The 18,351-nt window shown below is 72.4% G+C and carries 15 protein-coding genes and 3 tRNA genes; 11 read left to right on the forward strand and 7 right to left on the reverse strand.

What is annotated here, in order from left to right:
* Window positions 1-239 precede the first annotated feature (239 nt).
* The 3 genes from dnaG to ACZ5FU_RS29420 all read left to right on the forward strand — a co-directional run bounded on the left by dnaG (window position 240) and on the right by ACZ5FU_RS29420 (window position 4,665).
* Window positions 240-2,144 (forward strand): DNA primase, encoded by a 1,905-nt coding sequence (gene dnaG, locus ACZ5FU_RS29410; protein ID WP_451776263.1) that lies wholly within the window; start codon window positions 240-242, stop codon window positions 2,142-2,144.
* A gap of 279 nt (window positions 2,145-2,423) precedes the next feature.
* Entirely contained in the window at window positions 2,424-3,644 is a 1,221-nt protein-coding gene (locus ACZ5FU_RS29415) for an RNA polymerase sigma factor (RefSeq protein WP_469047417.1), read from the forward strand.
* 313 nt (window positions 3,645-3,957) lie between these two features.
* Entirely contained in the window at window positions 3,958-4,665 is a 708-nt protein-coding gene (locus ACZ5FU_RS29420; RefSeq protein ID WP_451776265.1) for a hypothetical protein, read from the forward strand.
* 99 nt (window positions 4,666-4,764) lie between these two features.
* On the opposite strand, the gene ACZ5FU_RS29425 is transcribed toward ACZ5FU_RS29420, so the two are convergent.
* From ACZ5FU_RS29425 to ACZ5FU_RS29440, 4 genes are all read right to left on the reverse strand, one after another.
* Window positions 4,765-6,693, reverse strand: coding sequence for an ABC transporter ATP-binding protein (locus tag ACZ5FU_RS29425; RefSeq protein WP_468642756.1), 1,929 nt, complete (start codon window positions 6,691-6,693; stop codon window positions 4,765-4,767).
* Entirely contained in the window at window positions 6,693-8,426 is a 1,734-nt protein-coding gene (locus tag ACZ5FU_RS29430) for an ABC transporter ATP-binding protein (RefSeq protein ID WP_451776271.1), read from the reverse strand. The genes ACZ5FU_RS29425 and ACZ5FU_RS29430 overlap by 1 nt, the downstream gene beginning before the upstream one ends.
* Window positions 8,427-8,565: 139 nt before the next feature.
* Complete coding sequence (locus tag ACZ5FU_RS29435) at window positions 8,566-10,020, reverse strand: FGGY family carbohydrate kinase (RefSeq protein WP_451530354.1); 1,455 nt, start codon at window positions 10,018-10,020, stop codon at window positions 8,566-8,568.
* A gap of 107 nt (window positions 10,021-10,127) precedes the next feature.
* The gene (locus ACZ5FU_RS29440) at window positions 10,128-10,433 is read right to left on the reverse strand and encodes a YtxH domain-containing protein (protein ID WP_451530353.1); all 306 of its coding nucleotides are present in this window, start codon (window positions 10,431-10,433) and stop codon (window positions 10,128-10,130) included.
* 161 nt (window positions 10,434-10,594) lie between these two features.
* Between ACZ5FU_RS29440 and ACZ5FU_RS29445 the strand changes: the two genes are divergently transcribed.
* The 5 genes from ACZ5FU_RS29445 (at window position 10,595) to ACZ5FU_RS29465 (ending at window position 12,546) form a co-directional block, all read left to right on the forward strand.
* Window positions 10,595-10,667: transfer RNA gene (locus ACZ5FU_RS29445), tRNA-Asn, on the forward strand.
* A 5-nt stretch (window positions 10,668-10,672) separates the two neighbouring features.
* Window positions 10,673-10,745 (forward strand) — tRNA-Asn (locus ACZ5FU_RS29450).
* 168 nt (window positions 10,746-10,913) lie between these two features.
* Window positions 10,914-10,987, forward strand: a tRNA-Ile gene (locus tag ACZ5FU_RS29455).
* A gap of 174 nt (window positions 10,988-11,161) precedes the next feature.
* The gene (locus ACZ5FU_RS29460; RefSeq protein ID WP_469047419.1) at window positions 11,162-11,530 is read left to right on the forward strand and encodes a PIN domain-containing protein; all 369 of its coding nucleotides are present in this window, start codon (window positions 11,162-11,164) and stop codon (window positions 11,528-11,530) included.
* A 527-nt stretch (window positions 11,531-12,057) separates the two neighbouring features.
* A complete protein-coding gene (locus ACZ5FU_RS29465; protein WP_469047421.1) occupies window positions 12,058-12,546 on the forward strand; it encodes a hypothetical protein in 489 nt (162 codons plus the stop codon).
* Window positions 12,547-12,976: 430 nt separating this feature from the next.
* On the opposite strand, the gene ACZ5FU_RS29470 is transcribed toward ACZ5FU_RS29465, so the two are convergent.
* On the reverse strand, window positions 12,977-13,972 hold the full coding sequence (locus ACZ5FU_RS29470) for a helix-turn-helix domain-containing protein (protein ID WP_468642749.1): 996 nt from the start codon (window positions 13,970-13,972) through the stop codon (window positions 12,977-12,979).
* A gap of 163 nt (window positions 13,973-14,135) precedes the next feature.
* Between ACZ5FU_RS29470 and ACZ5FU_RS29475 the strand changes: the two genes are divergently transcribed.
* The 3 genes from ACZ5FU_RS29475 to ACZ5FU_RS29485 all read left to right on the forward strand — a co-directional run bounded on the left by ACZ5FU_RS29475 (window position 14,136) and on the right by ACZ5FU_RS29485 (window position 16,131).
* Entirely contained in the window at window positions 14,136-14,444 is a 309-nt protein-coding gene (locus ACZ5FU_RS29475; RefSeq protein ID WP_451530348.1) for a hypothetical protein, read from the forward strand.
* A gap of 168 nt (window positions 14,445-14,612) precedes the next feature.
* Window positions 14,613-14,801, forward strand: a complete 189-nt coding sequence (locus ACZ5FU_RS29480; protein WP_451776279.1) for a hypothetical protein — start codon at window positions 14,613-14,615, stop codon at window positions 14,799-14,801.
* A gap of 142 nt (window positions 14,802-14,943) precedes the next feature.
* Window positions 14,944-16,131, forward strand: a complete 1,188-nt coding sequence (locus tag ACZ5FU_RS29485; protein WP_451530346.1) for an aggregation-promoting factor C-terminal-like domain-containing protein — start codon at window positions 14,944-14,946, stop codon at window positions 16,129-16,131.
* A gap of 98 nt (window positions 16,132-16,229) precedes the next feature.
* On the opposite strand, the gene ACZ5FU_RS29490 is transcribed toward ACZ5FU_RS29485, so the two are convergent.
* Window positions 16,230-16,745 (reverse strand): hypothetical protein, encoded by a 516-nt coding sequence (locus ACZ5FU_RS29490; RefSeq protein WP_451530345.1) that lies wholly within the window; start codon window positions 16,743-16,745, stop codon window positions 16,230-16,232.
* A 146-nt stretch (window positions 16,746-16,891) separates the two neighbouring features.
* The gene (locus ACZ5FU_RS29495) at window positions 16,892-18,160 is read right to left on the reverse strand and encodes a CHAP domain-containing protein (RefSeq protein ID WP_451776283.1); all 1,269 of its coding nucleotides are present in this window, start codon (window positions 18,158-18,160) and stop codon (window positions 16,892-16,894) included.
* Window positions 18,161-18,351: the final 191 nt, after the last annotated feature.

Raw genomic sequence — 18,351 nt, forward strand, 5'->3', positions numbered from 1 at the left:
GCCGGACGAACTCCCACTCAGCATCGGACAGTTCATGACGACGTATCACCCGACCATGATCCACCACGCAAGATCAATTGAAGACACCGCCTAGGGCCGCGACAGGCGACGTCCGCCCCGTCGCGCCGCTCCGGGGGCCCGGCCGGATGCGTCGGCGCGGCCGCCCGCGCGGTGGCGCGCGGGCGGCGGGCCCCGCCGCGGCGCCCCGGGCCGTCGGCGCGGCCCCGTAGAATCACCACGTGGCAGGACGGATCAACGACGAGGACGTGAAGGCGGTACGGGACGCGGTCCCGATCGACGCCGTCGTCTCCGAGTACCTCCAGCTGCGCAACGCGGGCGGCGGCAACCTCAAGGGCCTGTGCCCCTTCCACGACGAGAAGTCGCCGTCCTTCCAGGTCAGCCCGAGCAAGGGGCTCTTCCACTGCTTCGGCTGCCAGGAGGGCGGCGACACCCTCACGTTCGTGATGAAGGTCGACCACCTCACCTTCTCCGAGGCCGTCGAGCGCCTCGCCGCCCAGGCCGGCATCACCCTGCGTTACGAGGAGGGCGGCTACAACCCCTCCCACCAGCGCGGTGAACGCATCCGCCTGGTGGAGGCGCACAAGATCGCCGCCGAGTGGTACGCCGAACAGCTCGCCGTCGCCCCGGAGGCCGACGCCGGCCGGGTCTTCCTCGCCGAACGCGGCTTCGACCAGGCCGCCGCCGTCCACTTCGGCGTCGGCTACAGCCCCCAGGGCTGGGACCACCTCACCCGCTTCCTGCGCGGCAAGGGCTTCAGCGACAAGGAGCTGATCCTCTCCGGCCTCGCCCAGGACGGCCGCCGCGGCCCCATCGACCGCTTCCGCGGCCGGCTGATGTGGCCCATCCGCGACATCGGCGGCGAGGTCGTCGGCTTCGGCGCCCGCAAGCTCCACGAGAGCGACAACGGCCCCAAGTACCTGAACACGCCCGACACGGCCATCTACCGCAAGTCGCAGGTCCTCTACGGCATCGACCTCGCCAAGAAGGACATCGCCAAGTCCTCCCGCGCGGTCGTCGTCGAGGGCTACACCGACGTCATGGCCTGCCACCTGGCCGGCGTCACCACCGCCATCGCGACCTGCGGCACGGCCTTCGGCACCGACCACATCAAGATCCTCCGCAGGCTGCTGATGGACAACGGCTCCGCGCGCGTGATCTTCACCTTCGACGGCGACGCGGCCGGCCAGAAGGCGGCCCTGCGCGCCTTCGAGGACGACCAGAAGTTCGCCGCCGAGACGTACATCGCCGTCGCGCCGGACAACATGGACCCCTGCGACCTCAGGCTGGCCAAGGGCGACGAGGCGGTCGCCGACCTCGTCGAACCCCGCACCCCGCTCTTCGAGTTCGCCCTGCGCCAGATCGTCGCGCGCTACGACCTGGAGACCCCGGGCGGGCGGGCCGCGGCCCTCGACGAGGCCGCCCCGGTCGTGGCCCGCATCAAGAACAGCGGCGCCCAGCACGAGGTCGCCGTCCAGCTGGCCGGCATGCTCGGCATCCTCGACACCCAGTTCGTCGTCAAACGCGTGGCGCAGCTGGCCCGTTGGGCCCGCGACCGCGGCGGCCGGGGCCCGGCTCCGGCCCGCGGCGGCTCCGCCCCGTCCTACGAGGCCGCCCCCCGCCCCGCCGTCACCGGCCCCGCCCTGACCCTGCGCAATCCCGTCTACGCCACCGAGCGCGAGCTGCTCAAGCTCGCCCTCCAGCGCCCCGAGCTGGTCTCCCCGGCCTTCGACGCGTACGGCGTCGACGAGTTCACCGCCGCCCCCTACGCCGCCGTCCGCGCGGCGGTCCAGGACGCGGGCGGCGCCGAGTCCGGCGTATCGGACGGGCAGGAGTACCTGATGCGGGTGCGCGACGCCGCACCCGACGACACCGTCCGCGCCATGGTCACCGAGCTGGCCGTCGAGCCGATCATGCGGCGCACGGTCGACGAGGTGTACGCGGGCACCGTCCTGGTCCAGGTCCGCCGCCGCGCCGTGGAGCGCCGCGTCCGCGACGTCCAGTCCCAGCTGGCCCGGCTGTCCACCGGCGGCGACCCGGCCGAACTGGCCGCCGTCCAGAACGAGCTGTGGGTCCTTCAGCAGTACGACCAGGCGCTGCGCGGCCACGGAGCCGCGGCCCTGTGAGCACGTTCCGGCCCGCTTCCTGACCTCCGCGGTCGGCGGGCGGTCACGGCCCGGACGCAAAAAGTCATCGCACGCCCCTCGTGGCGGCGATGTGTCGTACCCCACACTGGGTGGCGGTGCCTGAGTCCTCGGAGCGCGGCCGGTCCGTCCCCAGCGGGTTGCCCACCCCCGCGGTCGTGCTCATCGCGTACGGGACGGACAGCGGCAAGGCCGCCGGCTCCGCCCTCGAAGCAGCGCTGCCGCACCTCTCGGCAGCGATCACCCTGGAGGTCGCCCCCCGTGCAGACCCAGACCCGGACCCCCACCCAGACCGACACGCGCACCGACGGCACGGAAGCGGACGGCGCGGAACCGGACGGCCGGACGGGCGTCCTGGTCGCGGTCCCGCCGCAGGACCGCGCCGCGCGCCACCCGGAGACGGCCATGGAACCGGAGCCCGAGCCGGCCGGCCCGGCACCCCAGGACCCGCCCGCCGGCGCCCTCACCGGGCCGCCCGGGCACGACCCCGACCAGGCCCTCGACGGCGCGGCCCTCGAGAGCGCGGCCCTCGACGGCGAGGCGCCCGCCCCGCGCGTCGTCGACGCCTTCGGCCCCTCCTCGGACCTGTTCCGCCAGTACCTGCGCGAGATCGGCCGGATCCCGCTGCTCACCGCCGCCGAGGAGGTCGAACTGGCCCGCCGCGTGGAGGCCGGCCTGTTCGCCGAGGCGAAGCTGGGCGGCACCCCCGACCTGGACGGCGACCTCGCCCTCGACCTGGACCGGCTGGTCGTCATGGGCCGGATGGCCAAGCGCCGCCTCATCGAGTCGAACCTGCGCCTGGTCGTGTCGGTCGCCAAGCGCTACGTCGGCCGCGGCCTGACCATGCTGGACCTCGTCCAGGAGGGGAACCTGGGCCTGATCAGGGCGGTCGAGAAGTTCGACTACGCCCGCGGCTACAAGTTCTCCACGTACGCCACCTGGTGGATCCGCCAGGCCATGTCCCGCGCGCTCGCCGACCAGGCCCGCACCATACGCGTCCCCGTGCACGTGGTGGAGCTGATCAACCGCGTGGTGCGCGTCCAGCGCCGGCTGCTGCAGGAACGCGGCTGCGAGCCCACCGCCGACGAGGTCGCCGCCCAGCTCGACCTCGCCCCCGAGCGCGTCGGGGAGGTGCTGCGGCTCGCCCAGGAACCGGTCTCCCTGCACGCCCCGGTGGGCGAGGAGGACGACGTGGCCCTCGGTGACCTCATCGAGGACGGCGACGCCGCCAGCCCCGTGGAGTCGGCGGCGTTCCTGCTGCTCAGGGAACACCTGGAGGTCGTGCTGTCGACGCTCGGCGAGCGCGAGCGCAAGGTCGTCCAGCTCCGCTACGGCCTGGTCGACGGCCGTCCCCGGACCCTGGAGGAGATAGGCCGCATCTTCGGCGTCACCCGCGAGCGGATCCGCCAGATCGAGTCCAAGACCCTCGGTAGACTCCGCGACCACGCCTTCGCGGACCAGCTCCGGGGCTACCTCGACTGACCCCGGCCGTGCGGGCACGGTGCCCGTGACCCCCCGTCCCACCGCGGCCGGTGACGCCGGCCCGGGCGGGGGCCACCGGCCGGGCCGCGGACGCGTGTGCCGCGGCCCGGGCCGACGGGCCCGCGCGCGGCACGCCGTCGCCGCGCGCGGCGGCCGGGACGCCTCGACGTGCTCCCGCCCGTCCTCCGACCGGCCACCGTGCGTAGTGCTTATACGCCTTTTCACTGACGCCGTCCCCGTCATGTCCTGTCATCGTCGTCGCATGCGTGACGTCGTCACCGATGTGCCGAGAACAGGCTTATGAGGAGTGGGAATGCGAGTGGACGGACTGCGCCGGGTCCCGGCGGCCGCGGCGGTGCTGACGGCGGCGGCACTGCTGGCGGGCTGCGGAGGCGGTGACGAGGAGTCCGCGGGCGGGGGCTCGGCGAAGGGAACGCCGCCGGCCGGCAGGGCGGGCGGCGGCCCGCTGGACGCGGCCGGCCTGGAGAGCGCGGCGATCGCGAAAGCGGACCTGCCCGACTACACCTTCACCGTCTTCAAGCAGGGCACCGTCCTCGGCAGCAAGGGCAGACCGGCCGCCCCGGCGGTCTGCCAGCCCATGGAGGACATCCGGCTGCGCACCCCGGACCCGGCCCCGGCCGCGGCGGCGGCCCGCTCCGTCCAGCCGAAGACGGACGTACGGGCCACCGAGGTCACGCTGTACGCCTACGACGAGGCGGCCGGCGCCGAGAGCCTCCTCACCCGCGTCCGCGACGCCGCGAAGGGCTGTACCGGGTACGAGGACGACATGGGCCTGAACCCGACCGTCACCGCCCTGCCCGACCCCGACCCCGGCCCCGGCGACGAGGCGGTCGCCTACAAGCGCGAGTCGTCGGGAACGGCGCACTGGTACCGGGTGGTGCGCAGCGGCTCCAACGTCGCCGTCTTCGGCTGGATGGGCCCGGCCGCGCAGAAGAACGCCGGTGAGGCGCCGGACGAGGTGATCACCGCCCAGCTGGAGAAGCTGGCGGGCACGGACTGACCGCGGGGGGCGCGTCCCCCGCGCCCCCCGCCCCCCTTCGGCCCCTCCGCCCCGTGCCCGGCAGCTCCCGGCCGCGGGGCGGAGCGGCCGGGCACGGGCTCAGTCCACCTCCGCGACCGCCTCGGCGAACTGCGCCTTGTACAGCCGCGCGTACGCCCCGTCCGCCGTCAGCAGATCCGTGTGCGTGCCCTGCTCGACGATCGACCCGTCCTCCATCACCAGGATGGTGTCGGCGTCCCGGATCGTCGACAGCCGGTGCGCGATGACGAACGACGTCCGCCCGTGCGCCAGTTTGGCCATCGCCTTCTGGATCAGCACCTCGGTACGGGTGTCGACGGAACTCGTCGCCTCGTCGAGCACCAGGATCACCGGGTCGGACAGGAACGCGCGGGCGATGGTGATCAGCTGCTTCTCACCGGCGCTCACCCCGCTGCCCTCACCGTCGATCACCGTGTCGTAGCCGTCGGGGAGCGTGCGGACGAACCGGTCCGCGTGCGCCGCCCGCGCCGCCTCCTCGATCTCCCCGCGCGTGACCTCGCGCGCGGCGCCGTACGCGATGTTCTCCGCGATGGTGCCGCCGAACAGCCAGGTGTCCTGGAGCACCATGCCGATCCCCGCGCGCAGTTCGTCGCGCGACATCCGCGTGATGTCGACGCCGTCGAGGGTGATGCGCCCGCCGGTGACGTCGTAGAACCGCATGAGGAGGTTGACCAGCGTGGTCTTGCCGGCGCCGGTGGGGCCGACGATGGCGACCGTGTGGCCGGGTTCGACGACCAGCGAGAGGTCCTCGATCAGCGGCTTGTCGGGGTCGTAGCGGAAGGACACGTGCTCCAGCGCCACCCGCCCGCGCAGCTCCTCGGGCCGCGTGCCCGGCACCGGATCGGCCCGCTGCTCCTCCGCGTCCAGCAGCTCGAAGACCCGCTCGGCCGAGGCGACGCCCGACTGGATCAGGTTCGCCATCGACGCCACCTGCGTCAGCGGCGTCGAGAACTGGCGCGAGTACTGGATGAACGCCTGCACGTCGCCGATCGACAGGGAGCCGGTGGCGACCCGCAGCCCGCCGACCACGGCCACCAGCACGTAGTTGAGGTTCGACACGAAGAACATCAGCGGCTGCATGACCCCGCTGTTGAACTGCGCCTTGAACCCGGCCTCGTACAGCGCCTCGTTCTGCTCGGCGAACTGCCGCGCCGACTCCTGCTGACGGCCGAAGACCTTCACCAGCGTGTGGCCGGTGTACATCTCCTCGATGTGCGCGTTCAGCTTGCCCGTGGTGCGCCACTGCTGCACGAAGTGCGGCTGCGACCGCTTGCCCACGCGCGCCGCGACGACCGCCGACAGCGGCACGGTGACCAGCGCGACCAGGGCGAGGAGCCACGACACCCAGAACATCATCGCCAGGACGCCGACGATGGTGAGCAGCGAGTTCACCAGCTGGCCCAGCGACTGCTGGAGCGTCTGCCCGATGTTGTCGATGTCGTTGGTCGCCCGGGACAGCACCTCGCCGCGCTGCCGCTTGTCGAAGTACGACAGCGGGAGCCGCGACAGCTTCTTCTGCACGTCCTCGCGCATCCGGTACATCGTGCGGTTGACCGCCCGGTTGACCAGCCGGGTCGCCACCGCCATCAGCAGGCCGGCGACGGTGAACACCGCGAGCGCGAGCAGCAGCACCCGGCCGACGGCGTCGAAGTCGATGCCCTGTCCGGGGGTGAAGTCGGTGCCGCGCAGCATGTCGGCGACCCCGTCCTCACCGCGCTCGCGCATCGCGTCGAGGACCTCGTCCTTCGACGCCCCGGCCGGCATCCCCCGTCCGACGATGCCGGCGAAGACCAGGTCGGTGGCCCGGCCGAGGATCTTCGGCCCGACCACGCTGAGGCCCACGCTCAGCACGACGCAGCACAGCATCGCGTAGAGGGTGAGCCGCTCCGGCGCGAACCGGGCGAGCAGCCGCCGGCCGGACGCCTTGAAGTCCAGCGTGCGGTTCTCCGGCCCCGCTCCGGCCATCATGCGCCCCATGGGCCCGGACATCAGGCGGCCTCCGCTTCCGTGAGCTGGGAGAGCACGATCTCCCGGTAGGTCTCGTTGTCCGCCATCAGTTCCCGATGGGTGCCCTCGCCGACGACCCGGCCCCCGTCCAGCACGACGATCCGGTCGGCGTCACGGATGGTGGCCACCCGCTGGGCGACGATGACGACGGTCGCCCCGGCGGTCTCCCGGCCCAGGGCCGCCCGCAGCGCCGCGTCGGTGGCGTAGTCGAGGGCGGAGAAGGAGTCGTCGAAGAGGTAGATCTCCGGGCGCTGCACGAGGGTGCGGGCGATGGCGAGCCGCTGCCGCTGACCGCCGGAGACGTTGGTCCCGCCCTGCGCGACGGGGGCGTCGAGACCGCCGTCCAGCTCGCGCACGAACGCCGCGGCCTGGGCCACCTCCAGCGCGTGCCACAGCTCCTCGTCCGTCGCGTCCGGGTTGCCGTACCGGAGGTTGGTGGCGACCGTGCCGGCGAACAGGTACGGCTTCTGCGGCACCAGCCCGACGGTCCTGGCGAGCAGCGCCGCGTCCAGGTCCGCGACCTCGACGCCGTCGACGAGGACCTGCCCGGCGGTGGCGTCGAACAGCCGGGGGACCAGCCCGAGCAGCGTGGACTTGCCGCTGCCCGTCGAGCCGATGACGGCGGTGGTCTCACCGGGCCGCGCCACCAGGTCGACGCCCTTGAGCACGGGCTCCTCGGCGCCCGGGTAGCCGAAGCCGGCGCCCCGGATCTCCAGATGACCGTGACGCCGCAGATCACGCACCGGCGCCGTCGGCAGGACGACGCTGGACTCGGTGTCCAGGACCTCCTGCACGCGCTCGGCGCACACCTCGGCGCGCGGCACCATCATGAACATGAAGGTGGCCATCATCACGGACATGACGATCTGCAGGAGGTAGGCGAGGAACGCGGTCAGGTCGCCGATCTGCATCCCGCCGCTGTCGATGCGGTGGGCGCCGAACCACACCACCGCGATCGACGACAGGTTCACCGTGGTCATGACCACCGGGAACATCAGCGCCATCAGGTTGCCGGCCTTCAGCGAGATGCCGGTGAGGTCGGCGTTGGCCTCGCGGAAACGCTGCTCCTCGTAGGCGTCGCGGACGAAGGCGCGGATGACGCGGTTGCCGGTGATCTGCTCGCGCAGCACCCGGTTCACCGTGTCCAGCCGCGTCTGCAGGGACCGGAACAGCGGCCGCAGCCGCCGCACGATCAGCGTCACGCAGACCACCAGCACCGGCACCACGGCGATCAGGACCGCCGACAGCGGCACGTCCAGGCCGAGCGCCATGACGATGCCGCCCACGCACATGATCGGCGCGGACACCATCAGGGTGAACGACATCAGGACCAGCATCTGGATCTGCTGGACGTCGTTCGTGGTCCGGGTGATCAGGGAGGGCGCGCCGAACTGGCCGACCTCGCGGGCGGAGAAGGACTGCACCCGGTCGAAGACGGCGGCCCGCACGTCCCGCCCGAGGGCCGACGCCGTCCGGGCGCCGTGGTACACGGCACCGATGTTGCAGACCACCTGCACCAGCGAGACGCCGATCATCAGGGCGCCGTGGGAAAGGATGTGACCGGTGTCGCCCTCGACCACGCCGTCGTCGATGATGTCGGCGTTGAGCGTGGGCAGGTAGAGCGTGGCGCAGGTCTGGAGGAGCTGGAGCAGCACCAGCAGGACGATGGGTTTCTTGTAGGGCCTGAGATAGGTCCGCAGAAGTCGTATGAGCACGCTACGTCTCTCGGAGTCGGCGGGGTGCGGGGCACTGGTTGCCCCTGGCCCCTATCGTCCGGTACTCCACCGGTGTTACCTCAACCGATTAAGCCGACAGCGTTGTGCTGGGGGCCGCCCCGGCCCCGGCCCTCCCGGCCTACGAGCGGAACGCGGTGGGGTGCGTCTGCTCCCGCACCGACACGTACTGCTGCCGCACGGCCTGTCCCACGGCCAGTTCCTCACCCGGGTCCAGCACCTGCGCCGCGGGGCCGGGCCAGGCCGGCGGGGTGCGCGGATCGAGCGTGCCCTGCGACACGCCGAGCGCCCAGGCGGCCTGCCGCGCCGCCCCGATCGCCGCGTAGTCCGCGGGCTGCGGTACGACGACCTGCGCCCCGAAGAGCGCGGGCGCCGCCGCCTGCACGGCCGGCAGCCCGGCCGCCGCACCGAGCAGGAAGACCCGCCGCACCTCGACGCCCCGGCCGCGCAGCACGTCCAGCGCGTCCGCCAGCCCGCACAGCATGCCCTCGAACGCCGCCCGCGCGAAGTGCTCCGGCTTCATCGACTCGCGCCGCAGCCCCGTCAGGGTGCCCGCGGCGTGCGGCAGGTTCGGCGTGCGCTCCCCCTCCAGATAGGGCAGCAGCACCAGCCCGTGCGCCCCCGGGGTCGACTTCGTCGCCAGATCGGACAGCGCCTCCAGATCGGCCGTACCGAGCAGCTCGGCGGCCCCGCGCAGGGTCCGTACGGCGTTCAGGGTGGTGACCACCGGCAGGTGCATGCCGGTCGCGTCCGCCAGCGAGGTGATCATGCCGCTCTGGTCGACGAGGGCCGCGGGGTGCACGGCCATCACGGACCCGGAGGCGCCCAGCGACACGACCGCGTCCCCGAGCCCGATGCCCAGCCCGAACGCGGCGGCCATGGTCTCGCCGGTGCCGGCCGAGATCAGCAGGCCCTCCGGGGTCGTGCCCGCCGCGTCGGAGGGGCCGATCACCTCGGGCAGCATGGCCTGGTGACCGAGCGCCAGTTCCACCAGCTCGGGCCGGTAGCCGCCGCCGGCCGCCGACCAGTACCCGGTGCCGGAGGCGCCGCCGCGGTCGGTGGTGCGGCGCACCGGCCGCCCCAGGAGCTGCCACACGAGCCAGTCGTGCGCCTGGAGCAGCACGGCGGTGCGCAGCGCGGCGTCCGGCTCGTTCTTGGCCAGCCAGCGCAGCTTGGTCACCGGATGCGCGGCCTGCGGCACGGAGCCGACCGCCTGCGCCCACGCCTCCCGGCCGCCGAGCGCGTCGATCAGGTCGGCCGCCGCGACCTGCGCGCGCTTGTCGCCGCCGACCATCGCGGGACGCACGGTGCCGCCCTGCGCGTCGAGCGGCACGACCGCGTTCTGCTGCGCCGACACGCCGATCGCCTGCACGCCCTCGAGCAGTCCGCCGCCGGCCGCCTCCCCGAGGGAGAGCAGCCACGCCTGCGGATCGACGTCGGAGGGACGGCCGGCACCGTCGGGCCCCTCCACCGGATGCGGTGCGTAGCCCTGCCTCAGCACGGCCCCTGTGTCCGCGTCGCAGACGACGATGCGAGTGAAATCGGGCGAACTGTCCAACCCGGCGACTATCCCCATACGCGAAATTCTGCCGCACCGCGGGGGGTGACCGCGTCGGCTCGGCACGCGTGGGGTCCTTCGTGCGGATCAGGCCGGGTCCGCGGCCTGATCCGGGGGACGAGGCCTCAGGGGCGGGCGGTGCCCCAGTCGTCCGAGCCGTCGCTGTGCGCGGTCCGGTCCCGCAGGGAACGGACCCGGCCCGCGACCGACTCGGGCATCCGGTCCCCGACCTTGTCACTGACCACGTGGTACGCCTTGCCCGCGAACTGGCGGCCCTGCTGCGCCGCCGACTCCGCCGTGTTGCGCACGGCGGGGTTCTGCGCGACCTGCCGCGCGGACTTCTTCAGCTGTTCGTAGCGCTCCCGCCCGGCCCGCGTGCCGAGCACGTAACCCAGGGCGAGTCCGACGACGAACGTGAGCCGGTAGCGCATGACGGCCACCCTTTCCTCGTGTAGGTCTGCGGTGCGACATCTCGGTGCCCGAGGGAACCGATTGGCGGAGCACCCCCCTGCTTGCGCTAATGTATGTGTCGCAGCGAGCGTCCGCCCCCTGGCGAATACCCAGGTAAGGGCGTTCGATGCGAACGAGGCATTCCTCCGTAGCTCAATTGGCAGAGCAGCCGGCTGTTAACCGGCAGGTTACTGGTTCGAGTCCAGTCGGGGGAGCTCGGTCCTCCGTAGCTCAATTGGCAGAGCAGCCGGCTGTTAACCGGCAGGTTACTGGTTCGAGTCCAGTCGGGGGAGCATCGTGATCGAGGACCCTTAGGGGTCCTTTTTCATGTCCCCGGGAACCGGGCAGGCCGCGGCGCGGTCCTCATGATCGTGCGGCGTCGGACCGGGCGGAGCGTGAGATCGTATGAGCGGCTATGCTGCGGCAGACGGCGCGCACACGTGTACGCGACACGCCGCTATGGGGCGGTAGCTCAGCCGGTTAGAGCAGCGGACTCATAATCCGCCGGCCGTGGGTTCGAGTCCCACCCGCCCCACCCAGGGATCACGCAGCGGAACTGTTCCTCCTTGCGGAAACGTGAGGACGGGGAGCATCACCCCGGGGTGGTGCCCCCTGTTCATTCGTTCAGGCCGAGATCCAGTGGACACGCGGCGGACGCGGGGTGTCCGAAATGCCACCCATGTCCAACGCGCCGTGCAGGGCATGAGAGGTGATCGTGGCGCAGGGAGCCTTGCGGCCAGGGGAAGGGCACATCGCCGCCGGTGTGTTCCGTGTCTGTGGGCCCACGAGGGCGGAGTTCCTCCACTCGGCCACCGGTCCGGCTCACCGGGACGAGCTCGCCGAGGAGTTGGACGCCCTGGGTCAGCTCTCGCCGGTCCCGAAGAACGCGTGGCGCCGGGTCGGCACCGCCCAGTACGAACTCACTCGGCGCGGGCGGCATCGTGCCGCCGGCGCCGTCGATCTCCTGGTGTGTGCGACAGCGGTCCGTCATGGGCACACCGTGCTCCATGGGGACAACGACTTCGCGACGGTGTCGGCGGTCCTGAAGGAAGTGCGGGAACGCGACGTGCGTGCCTGACTCGTGTCCACGGCACGACCGAGACGGTCCGTGCCCCGGTCCGCGTGGCAAGCGGTCAAGGGCTCGACGGCCAAGTACGGCACCGCGCTCTCGCACGGGAGCCGGCCCCCGCCAGGACATCGTGCGGGACGTTGAGGGGCAGCAGCGGACAGCGGCGACGGCACAAGACCCGGGACGACCGCCGCTTCGGCGGGGTCGGGCGGGGGAAGGATCGGAGCCCTGAACCCCATGGGGTGCTGGAAAGGTGGTGCGGCGAACGCTGCATCATTTCCGATCGAGCGGGATCGAGCAGGACGCGACCGGAGCGAAGCGGGGGTATGGATCGGTCGCTTCGGTAAAGCCCTGCCGGTGCCGCCGGGGCGGCGGCCGGGCCCGGGTGACGGTCACTCAGGCGGCGGAGCGCGGACCCGGCGGCGTCGGGGAGATCGACATCCGCATCCGGCGGCACGGCCGGAGGCGGGAGTGGTTCAATGCGGCCGGTTCCCGTGAACCGGACCGTCCTCCGCACACCGAAGGAAGCCGTTTCGATGACTGACTCTGGGCCCATGCCGCCGCCTCCCTCCACCCCGCCGCCGCCTCCCTCCACTCCGCCGGCTCCGCCCGCCGGCGGCCGTGCTCCGTCCCGGTGGGCCGTGCCGTCGGTGGCCGCCGTCGTCGCCGCCGGTGCGGGCATCGGTCTCGGCTGGCTCCTGTGGGCCGGACCGGACGGCGCGGCGGCCGGCACCGGCCTCGACGACGCCGCGGCCGACGCGGCGGGCGCCTGCCAGGCGTGGGAGCGGGTCCCGGCGCTGAGCAAGGTGCTCAGCGACGACGGGGTCTCCGAGGCCTACTACCAACGCGTCGGCGGTGCCGCCGGACTGGCCCGGTCCGCCGCCCTGCTGGACCCCCGCTACGACGCCCTGGACAAGGCCCTGCAGGACGTCATGGGGCGGCTGCAGGTGTTCGCCGTGAAGGGGGCGGAGGCGGTGGCGGCACACGAGAAGGTGAGCAGCGTCTGCGCGGGGCTGGACCGCTGAGAAGGGCGCTCCCGCCCTCGGCCGAACCGCGTCCGGCGTCAGGGCCCCGCGGCCGGTGACCCGGTCGGTCCTTCCGGTGCGGCGCGGGGCCGTCCGGGCGTGACGCGGTACGCCACCACGCCGGGGCCGGTGGCAGGACGCCCACGACCGGCATCGTGGGCCGCGGGCCGTCGGTGAGGTCCGGCCCGAGGCCGAGTCCGCACCGCCGGAGCAGGTCCGGGCCGTACCCGGCGGTGCCCGGGCTGTGGGCCGTCGCGCCGCGCGCGCCGGCCGGGGCCGGCCGCTCGCCGACCGGCGGTGACCGGGCATCCGCCGTCCGCCCGTCCAGCACGGCCGGCGGGTGCGGTCCGGCGCCTGTCCGGACCGTTCGCGCGGACCCGGGGGAGGACGGCGGGGCGGGGGGCCGTGGAACGGGGCCGCGGCCGTCGGCTCACGGGCGGGCCGGGAGCCAGCCCTGCTGGACGGCCCGGACGCCGGCCTCGAAGCGGCTGCGGGCGGCGAGGCGGTCCATCAGTTCGGAGGCGATCCGCCGGGCCGTGCGGTGGGAGACCCCGAGCCGCTTGGCGATCGTCTCGTCGGTGTGGCCCTCGGCCAGCAGGCGCAGGGCGGTCGCCTGCTGGCCGGTGAGACCGTGGGGATCGGTGGGGACGACCTCACCGAGCGGCCGGGCGGCCTCCCAGGTCGTCTCGAAGAGCGCGTACAGCGCGGTGAGCGTGCCCTGGCCGGTCAGCAGGACCGCTCCGGCGGCGGTGTCGTCGCTGCTGACCGGGATCATGGCGACCCGCCGGTCCATGAGGATCATGCGGGTCGGCAGGGAGGGGACCGTACGCACCAGGCCGCCCAGCCCGGAGAGCCAGTCGGCGTGTTCGACGGTCGGCCGGTGGGTGCGCACGCTGTCGAGGTAGATCGTCCGCATCCGGACCCCGCGGCCGAGGAGGTCCTGGTTCAGCGGCCTGGACGCGGCCATGTTCTCGGAGGTCTGCGGCCCGCCCGGCGCGAAGGTCAGGAACTCCTCCGTCACCTCGCGGGTGAGCACCGCCAGCCGGTCGCGGATCCGGTCCAGTCCGACGAGCTGCTCCACACCGGGATGGCTGGCGTCCGGACGGAGCTCGGCGTACTCGGATATGAGCTGGGCCGCGGCCGCCCGGGAGGCCTCCAGCCGCTGCTGGTGGGCCGCCAGCTGCGCCTGCTGGCGGGCCATCAGGATCTCCATGCCGATGTCGGGGGAGACCGCGCGGAGCCGTCCCGCGTCCCCGGCGGCGGGACGCACCAGGGCCAGTTCGCTCAGCATGTCCAGGGCGTCGCGCACCTCTTCCCCGGACAGCCTGACCTCGGCGGCGAGCGCCGCGACGCCTGCCGCCGGCTCTCTGAGCATGGCGCGGTACACCGTCTCCGCGACGGTGTCGAGTCCGAGTGCGGTCAGCATGAGGCCCCCATTTTCTGCACGGTACATCTCCGATCAGAGCAAGATCTTCGCAGAGAGGTGGGACGTCGTCACGGGGAGAGAGCGGGGGCCGGAACGGGCCCAGGCCTCAACCGGCCATGCCGGAAGGGTTCGGAGGGGTTCTCCGCTTGCGACCCTGGAGCGCATGTACCTTGTGCACACGCATCTGGAACTGCCGTGCGGAGGACGACTCCCGCACGACGTCAAGGTCCTGGTGCGATCAGCGATCCTCCCCGGTGACCGTGTCGAGCACGTCGCCGTGCACCCCCGCTCCTCGTCCGCGCTCACGCTCGGCTTCTACGTCGTGGCCGGTGCGCTCGACGAGGCGGAGGAGCGGGCCGTCAGGGTCTGCGGCCGACTGCTGCGCGCCGTACCGCAGTTGGCGGGGGCGCGGTTGACCGGGGCGGGGGTCCCGCTGCTGCCGTTGGCGTTCGTGCCGCAGCCGGTGGACTGAGACGGCCGCCGTGGACACATGAGTCCAAGGCCCCTTCCGTCCATCCTCGTTCCCTTCTCACGGCCTTGAGCTGCGGCGAAGCTATTGATCACCGGCCAGGGCGCGCGTCACCGCGGGACGCGGACACCGGACCGGGACACCGCAACCGACTCAGAAACGGGACCAGTCATGCTTCGCACTCGGATCGTCAAGGCCGTCGCGGTCGCCTCCCTCGTCGCCGCCGCGTCCGTCACCGCCCCGGCCCTCGCGTCCCCGTCCGAAGCCGACACCTCCTCCGTCGTCGCCGACGCCGGCTGGCAGTCCGTCACGGCCGACGCCGGCCGGCAGGTCACCCCGGCCGACGCCGGCTGGCAGTAGCCCGGCCGCCCGGCCGACACCGGCCGGCAGCGGATCGGCCGCCGCCCTCGCCGGGCGGCACGCACGTTGCGCACGGGTCGCACCGCCGACCCCCTTCCGACGCCCGACCCACCGATCGCACTCGCCCCAGGGGGACCGAAAAGTGAAGAACATCCGCACGACCGGCCGTAGAGTCGCGGGCCTGCTGACCGCCGGCGTCCTCACCACCGGACTTCTCACGGTCACCGCCTCCACCGCCGAAGCGGCCACCACCTGTTCGGGCGGGGTCAACATCTACGGTGTGCTCGACGACGGCAGGCTGACCTTCAGCAGCATCAACCCGGCCACCGGCAACCTCGCCAAGGTGCTCGTCGGTCCCGACCTCGGCTTCGAACCGAAGGCCATGGCGACCCTCAACTTCAACACCGTGCTGGTCACGTCGACCACCGGCGCCCTCTACCGCGTCGACATCAGGACCAACAACACCAGCCTGGCCCTGCTCAACGCGCCGGTGAGGATCGCCGACAGCGGCTGGACCCACGACAAGCTCACGTACGACGGTCACGGCCACCTCTACGGCACGACGGCCGCGGGCCTGTTGCTGCGCTACAACGTGACCGAGGACAAGCCCGCGGGCTCCCAGCACATCGGCGTGCGCACCGAGATCGACACCGGGTTCGTCCTGAAGACGCTCACCGCCACCGGCGACGACCGGCTCAGCGCCACCACCGAGGACGGGCGTCTGCTCGACTACGCGATCACCGGCGCCGGCTCCTGGAAGAGCAACGCCCTCAAGACGTCCGGCTGGTCCGGCTTCAACCAGCTCGTCTCACCCGGCGGCGGCCTCTACTACGGCCGGCTCGCGACCGGTGCCATGTACTGGTACAAGGACGCCAACCCCACCGACGGTTCCGGCTCCGACATCTCCTACCACCTGGACGACCCGGTCAACACCAGCGGCTGGACGCAGAAGCTGCTGTCCGCCCAGCCGGGCACCTACACCTGCACCACCACCACGGACACGGTCGACCGCGACGACATCACCGAGGTCAAGGCCGCCGGCCGGCAGATGATGAACGACAAGGACGCCGCCTGGGCCACTTCCGCCCACTGGTCCTGCCTGGAGCAGCTCTGGGACCACGAGAGCGGCTGGCGCTGGAACGCCACCAACCCGTCCTCCGGCGCCTACGGCATCCCGCAGTCGCTGCCCGCCTCCAAGATGGACGTCGCGGGCGACGACTGGAAGGAGAACCCCCTCACCCAGATCAAGTGGGGGCTGAGCTACATCGACGGCCGCTACGGCTCGCCGTGCGGCGCGTGGAACTTCTGGCAGGCCAACAACTGGTACTGAGCACCCGGACACAGACAAGGGCGGCGCCCCCTCGGACCGAGGGGGCGCCGCCCTTTCGCGTGCGCCGTCCGGACCGGGGCCGCCGGGGCCGCGGTGCCTCAGACGGGGATGCAGCCGGTCCTCGGTGAAACGGCCGACCCGGTCACGCCGTTCACGGTGAGCCGGGCGGCCCCGCCGTACGTCTGGTCGGCGGGGTCGGGGTGGCCGGCGCCGTACAGGCAGTCCGGCACGTGCGCGGTCGTACCGAAGCAGCCCCGGCGCTCCCCGGCCGCCAGGGTGTACGTCGAGCAGGCGGCGGAGGCCGCGAAGTCCGAGGTGACGGTCGCCGAGACCGTCACGGCCGAGCCGGAGTTGTTGACGACCACCAGGACGGTCTGCGCGTCGTCGTTCGCGTTGCGCACGAGGCAGGCCTGGAAGCCCACGCCGGCCTTGGCGGCGTGGCCGACGGTGGGGGCGCAGCTCCAGGTGGGGCCGGTGGACACCGTCTGCCAGTTCGGCGCCGCCCCGGCGGGTGCCGACGCGAGGAGCAGGCCGGTCAGCGCGGTTGCCGCGGTGGTCGTCGCGGTGGTGAGGAATCTGCCGGTCCGCCGCACGGTGGGGGCTCCTTCGGTCACGCGGGTTCGATCGGTTCCACGGAGCGTAGGCGATCTTGAGAGGGGGACGACAGCGTTCCGGAACGGCCGTTGCGGGGCTGCGGCCGGAGACGGGAGAGGGCCCCGCCGACCGGCGGGGCCCTCTCAGGGGGTGGAGCGGGGGCGGATCAGTCCACGGGGGAGATGAAGCCCGCGAGGTCACCCGCGTTCAGGGGGTTGTTGTTGGTCTTCCAGTTGTACGTGGTCCTGCGCACCGCGTCGCTCTCGTTGCCGCCGACCGTGGTGACGTAGTCGCCGTCGACCGCGACGACCAGGTTGACGTGGTTGGCGACACCGCCGCCGCTGTAGCCGTAGACGACGGCGTCGCCGACCTTCGGGGTGCTGTGGAGGGTGCCGTTGTTCTGCCCGTAGGTGTAGAGGCTGCCGGCGGCGGCGGTCACGCCGGAGGTCTTGATGCCGCCCACGTTGGCCCAGACGTAGCGGACGAACTCGGCGCACCAGGCGCTCGGGTAGTGGAAGTCGAAGTCGTTGAAGTCCTTGCCGACCTGGGCGTTGGCCACCTTGGCGATCTTCTCGCCGGTGGTGGCGGTGGGCGCCGGCGGCACGTAGGCGCAGTTGTTCGCGTAGGCCGACAGCAGGCTCTGGGTCCAGCCGGAGGCGTCCACGGGGTCGTTGGAGTGGTACGCGATGTCGGAGCCGTCGCCGTCCGTGGGGTCGACGTCGTGGTACCAGTACATGCCGCCGTTGGTGCGGCCGTAGTAGAGGCCGCCGCCCGGGGAGGTGAGCGAGTCGACCGCCGACCAGCCGTCGCTCTTGAGCGTGGCGCGCGTCCAGTCGCCCACGCCGTCGATCTTGTAGCTGTAGAGCTGACCGCCCGCCGTCGAGGCGAGGATGCGGTCGTCCCCGGCCGCGGCCAGCGTCTTCAGGACGAAGCCGGTGTCGATGACGACGTGCTGGCCGATGTGCGCCGAGCCCTGGGGCTTGTCCTGCGACACGAGGTACCGGTGGAGCTGGCCCTCGACCGTTCCGTAGAGGTGGCCGGCGCCGTCGTAGACCATCTTGTCGAAGGTCCAGCCGCCGTCCCAGATCTTCTCGACCCCGGCGAGGGAGAGCGAGGTGTTGTTCGTCTGCACGTCCACCCGGTAGAGATCGCCGGCGGTCGAGGTGACCAGGACGGTGTTGAAGTTGAGGGTCGCCATCGCCTTGGGCGTGAAGCCGAGGGCCGGTCCGATCAGCGTCTTGACCCGGTCGCCGGTGTTCGGCGCGATCTGCGTGTACGTCAGCTTGCCGTCCGACAGCGTGCCGTAGACCGACACGTCACCGGTGCACGAGGCGGCGGCCTGCGCGGCTCCGCCGGTGACCGTGACCAGTCCGAGGGACAGGGCGCCGACGGCCAGGGCGGCGGAGGCGCGACGAACGGTGTTGCCCAGCTTCATGGTGTTCTCCTGCGGCGTGGAAGTGAGCGGGCGACGGCACGTCGCTCCCCGGACAGCTGCCCTGCAGGTGCAGCTGTGAGGGTTCGAAGCGGGTGGTGCGCCCGGTGGCAGGAACTACTCTCGCCGCAGGTCACGGGGGTGAGAAGAGAGATCGGGTGGACGCAACCGGCCCTGGCCCGTTGCGTCCTGAG

The sequence above is a fragment of the Streptomyces sp. NPDC031554 genome, from assembly GCF_055580685.1.

Excerpts from the sequence above, each read along its gene's own strand:
- ACZ5FU_RS29440 (WP_451530353.1), bottom strand. The coding sequence starts at position 10,433 with ATGCGCTACCGGCTCACGTTCGTCGTCGGACTCGCCCTGGGTTACGTG.
- ACZ5FU_RS29475 (WP_451530348.1), top strand. The coding sequence starts at position 14,136 with ATGTACCTTGTGCACACGCATCTGGAACTGCCGTGCGGAGGACGACTC.
- ACZ5FU_RS29480 (WP_451776279.1), top strand. The coding sequence starts at position 14,613 with ATGCTTCGCACTCGGATCGTCAAGGCCGTCGCGGTCGCCTCCCTCGTC.
- ACZ5FU_RS29465 (WP_469047421.1), top strand. The coding sequence starts at position 12,058 with ATGACTGACTCTGGGCCCATGCCGCCGCCTCCCTCCACCCCGCCGCCG.
- ACZ5FU_RS29470 (WP_468642749.1), bottom strand. The coding sequence starts at position 13,972 with ATGCTGACCGCACTCGGACTCGACACCGTCGCGGAGACGGTGTACCGC.
- ACZ5FU_RS29495 (WP_451776283.1), bottom strand. The coding sequence starts at position 18,160 with ATGAAGCTGGGCAACACCGTTCGTCGCGCCTCCGCCGCCCTGGCCGTC.
- ACZ5FU_RS29435 (WP_451530354.1), bottom strand. The coding sequence starts at position 10,020 with ATGGGGATAGTCGCCGGGTTGGACAGTTCGCCCGATTTCACTCGCATC.
- ACZ5FU_RS29425 (WP_468642756.1), bottom strand. The coding sequence starts at position 6,693 with ATGTCCGGGCCCATGGGGCGCATGATGGCCGGAGCGGGGCCGGAGAAC.
- ACZ5FU_RS29420 (WP_451776265.1), top strand. The coding sequence starts at position 3,958 with ATGCGAGTGGACGGACTGCGCCGGGTCCCGGCGGCCGCGGCGGTGCTG.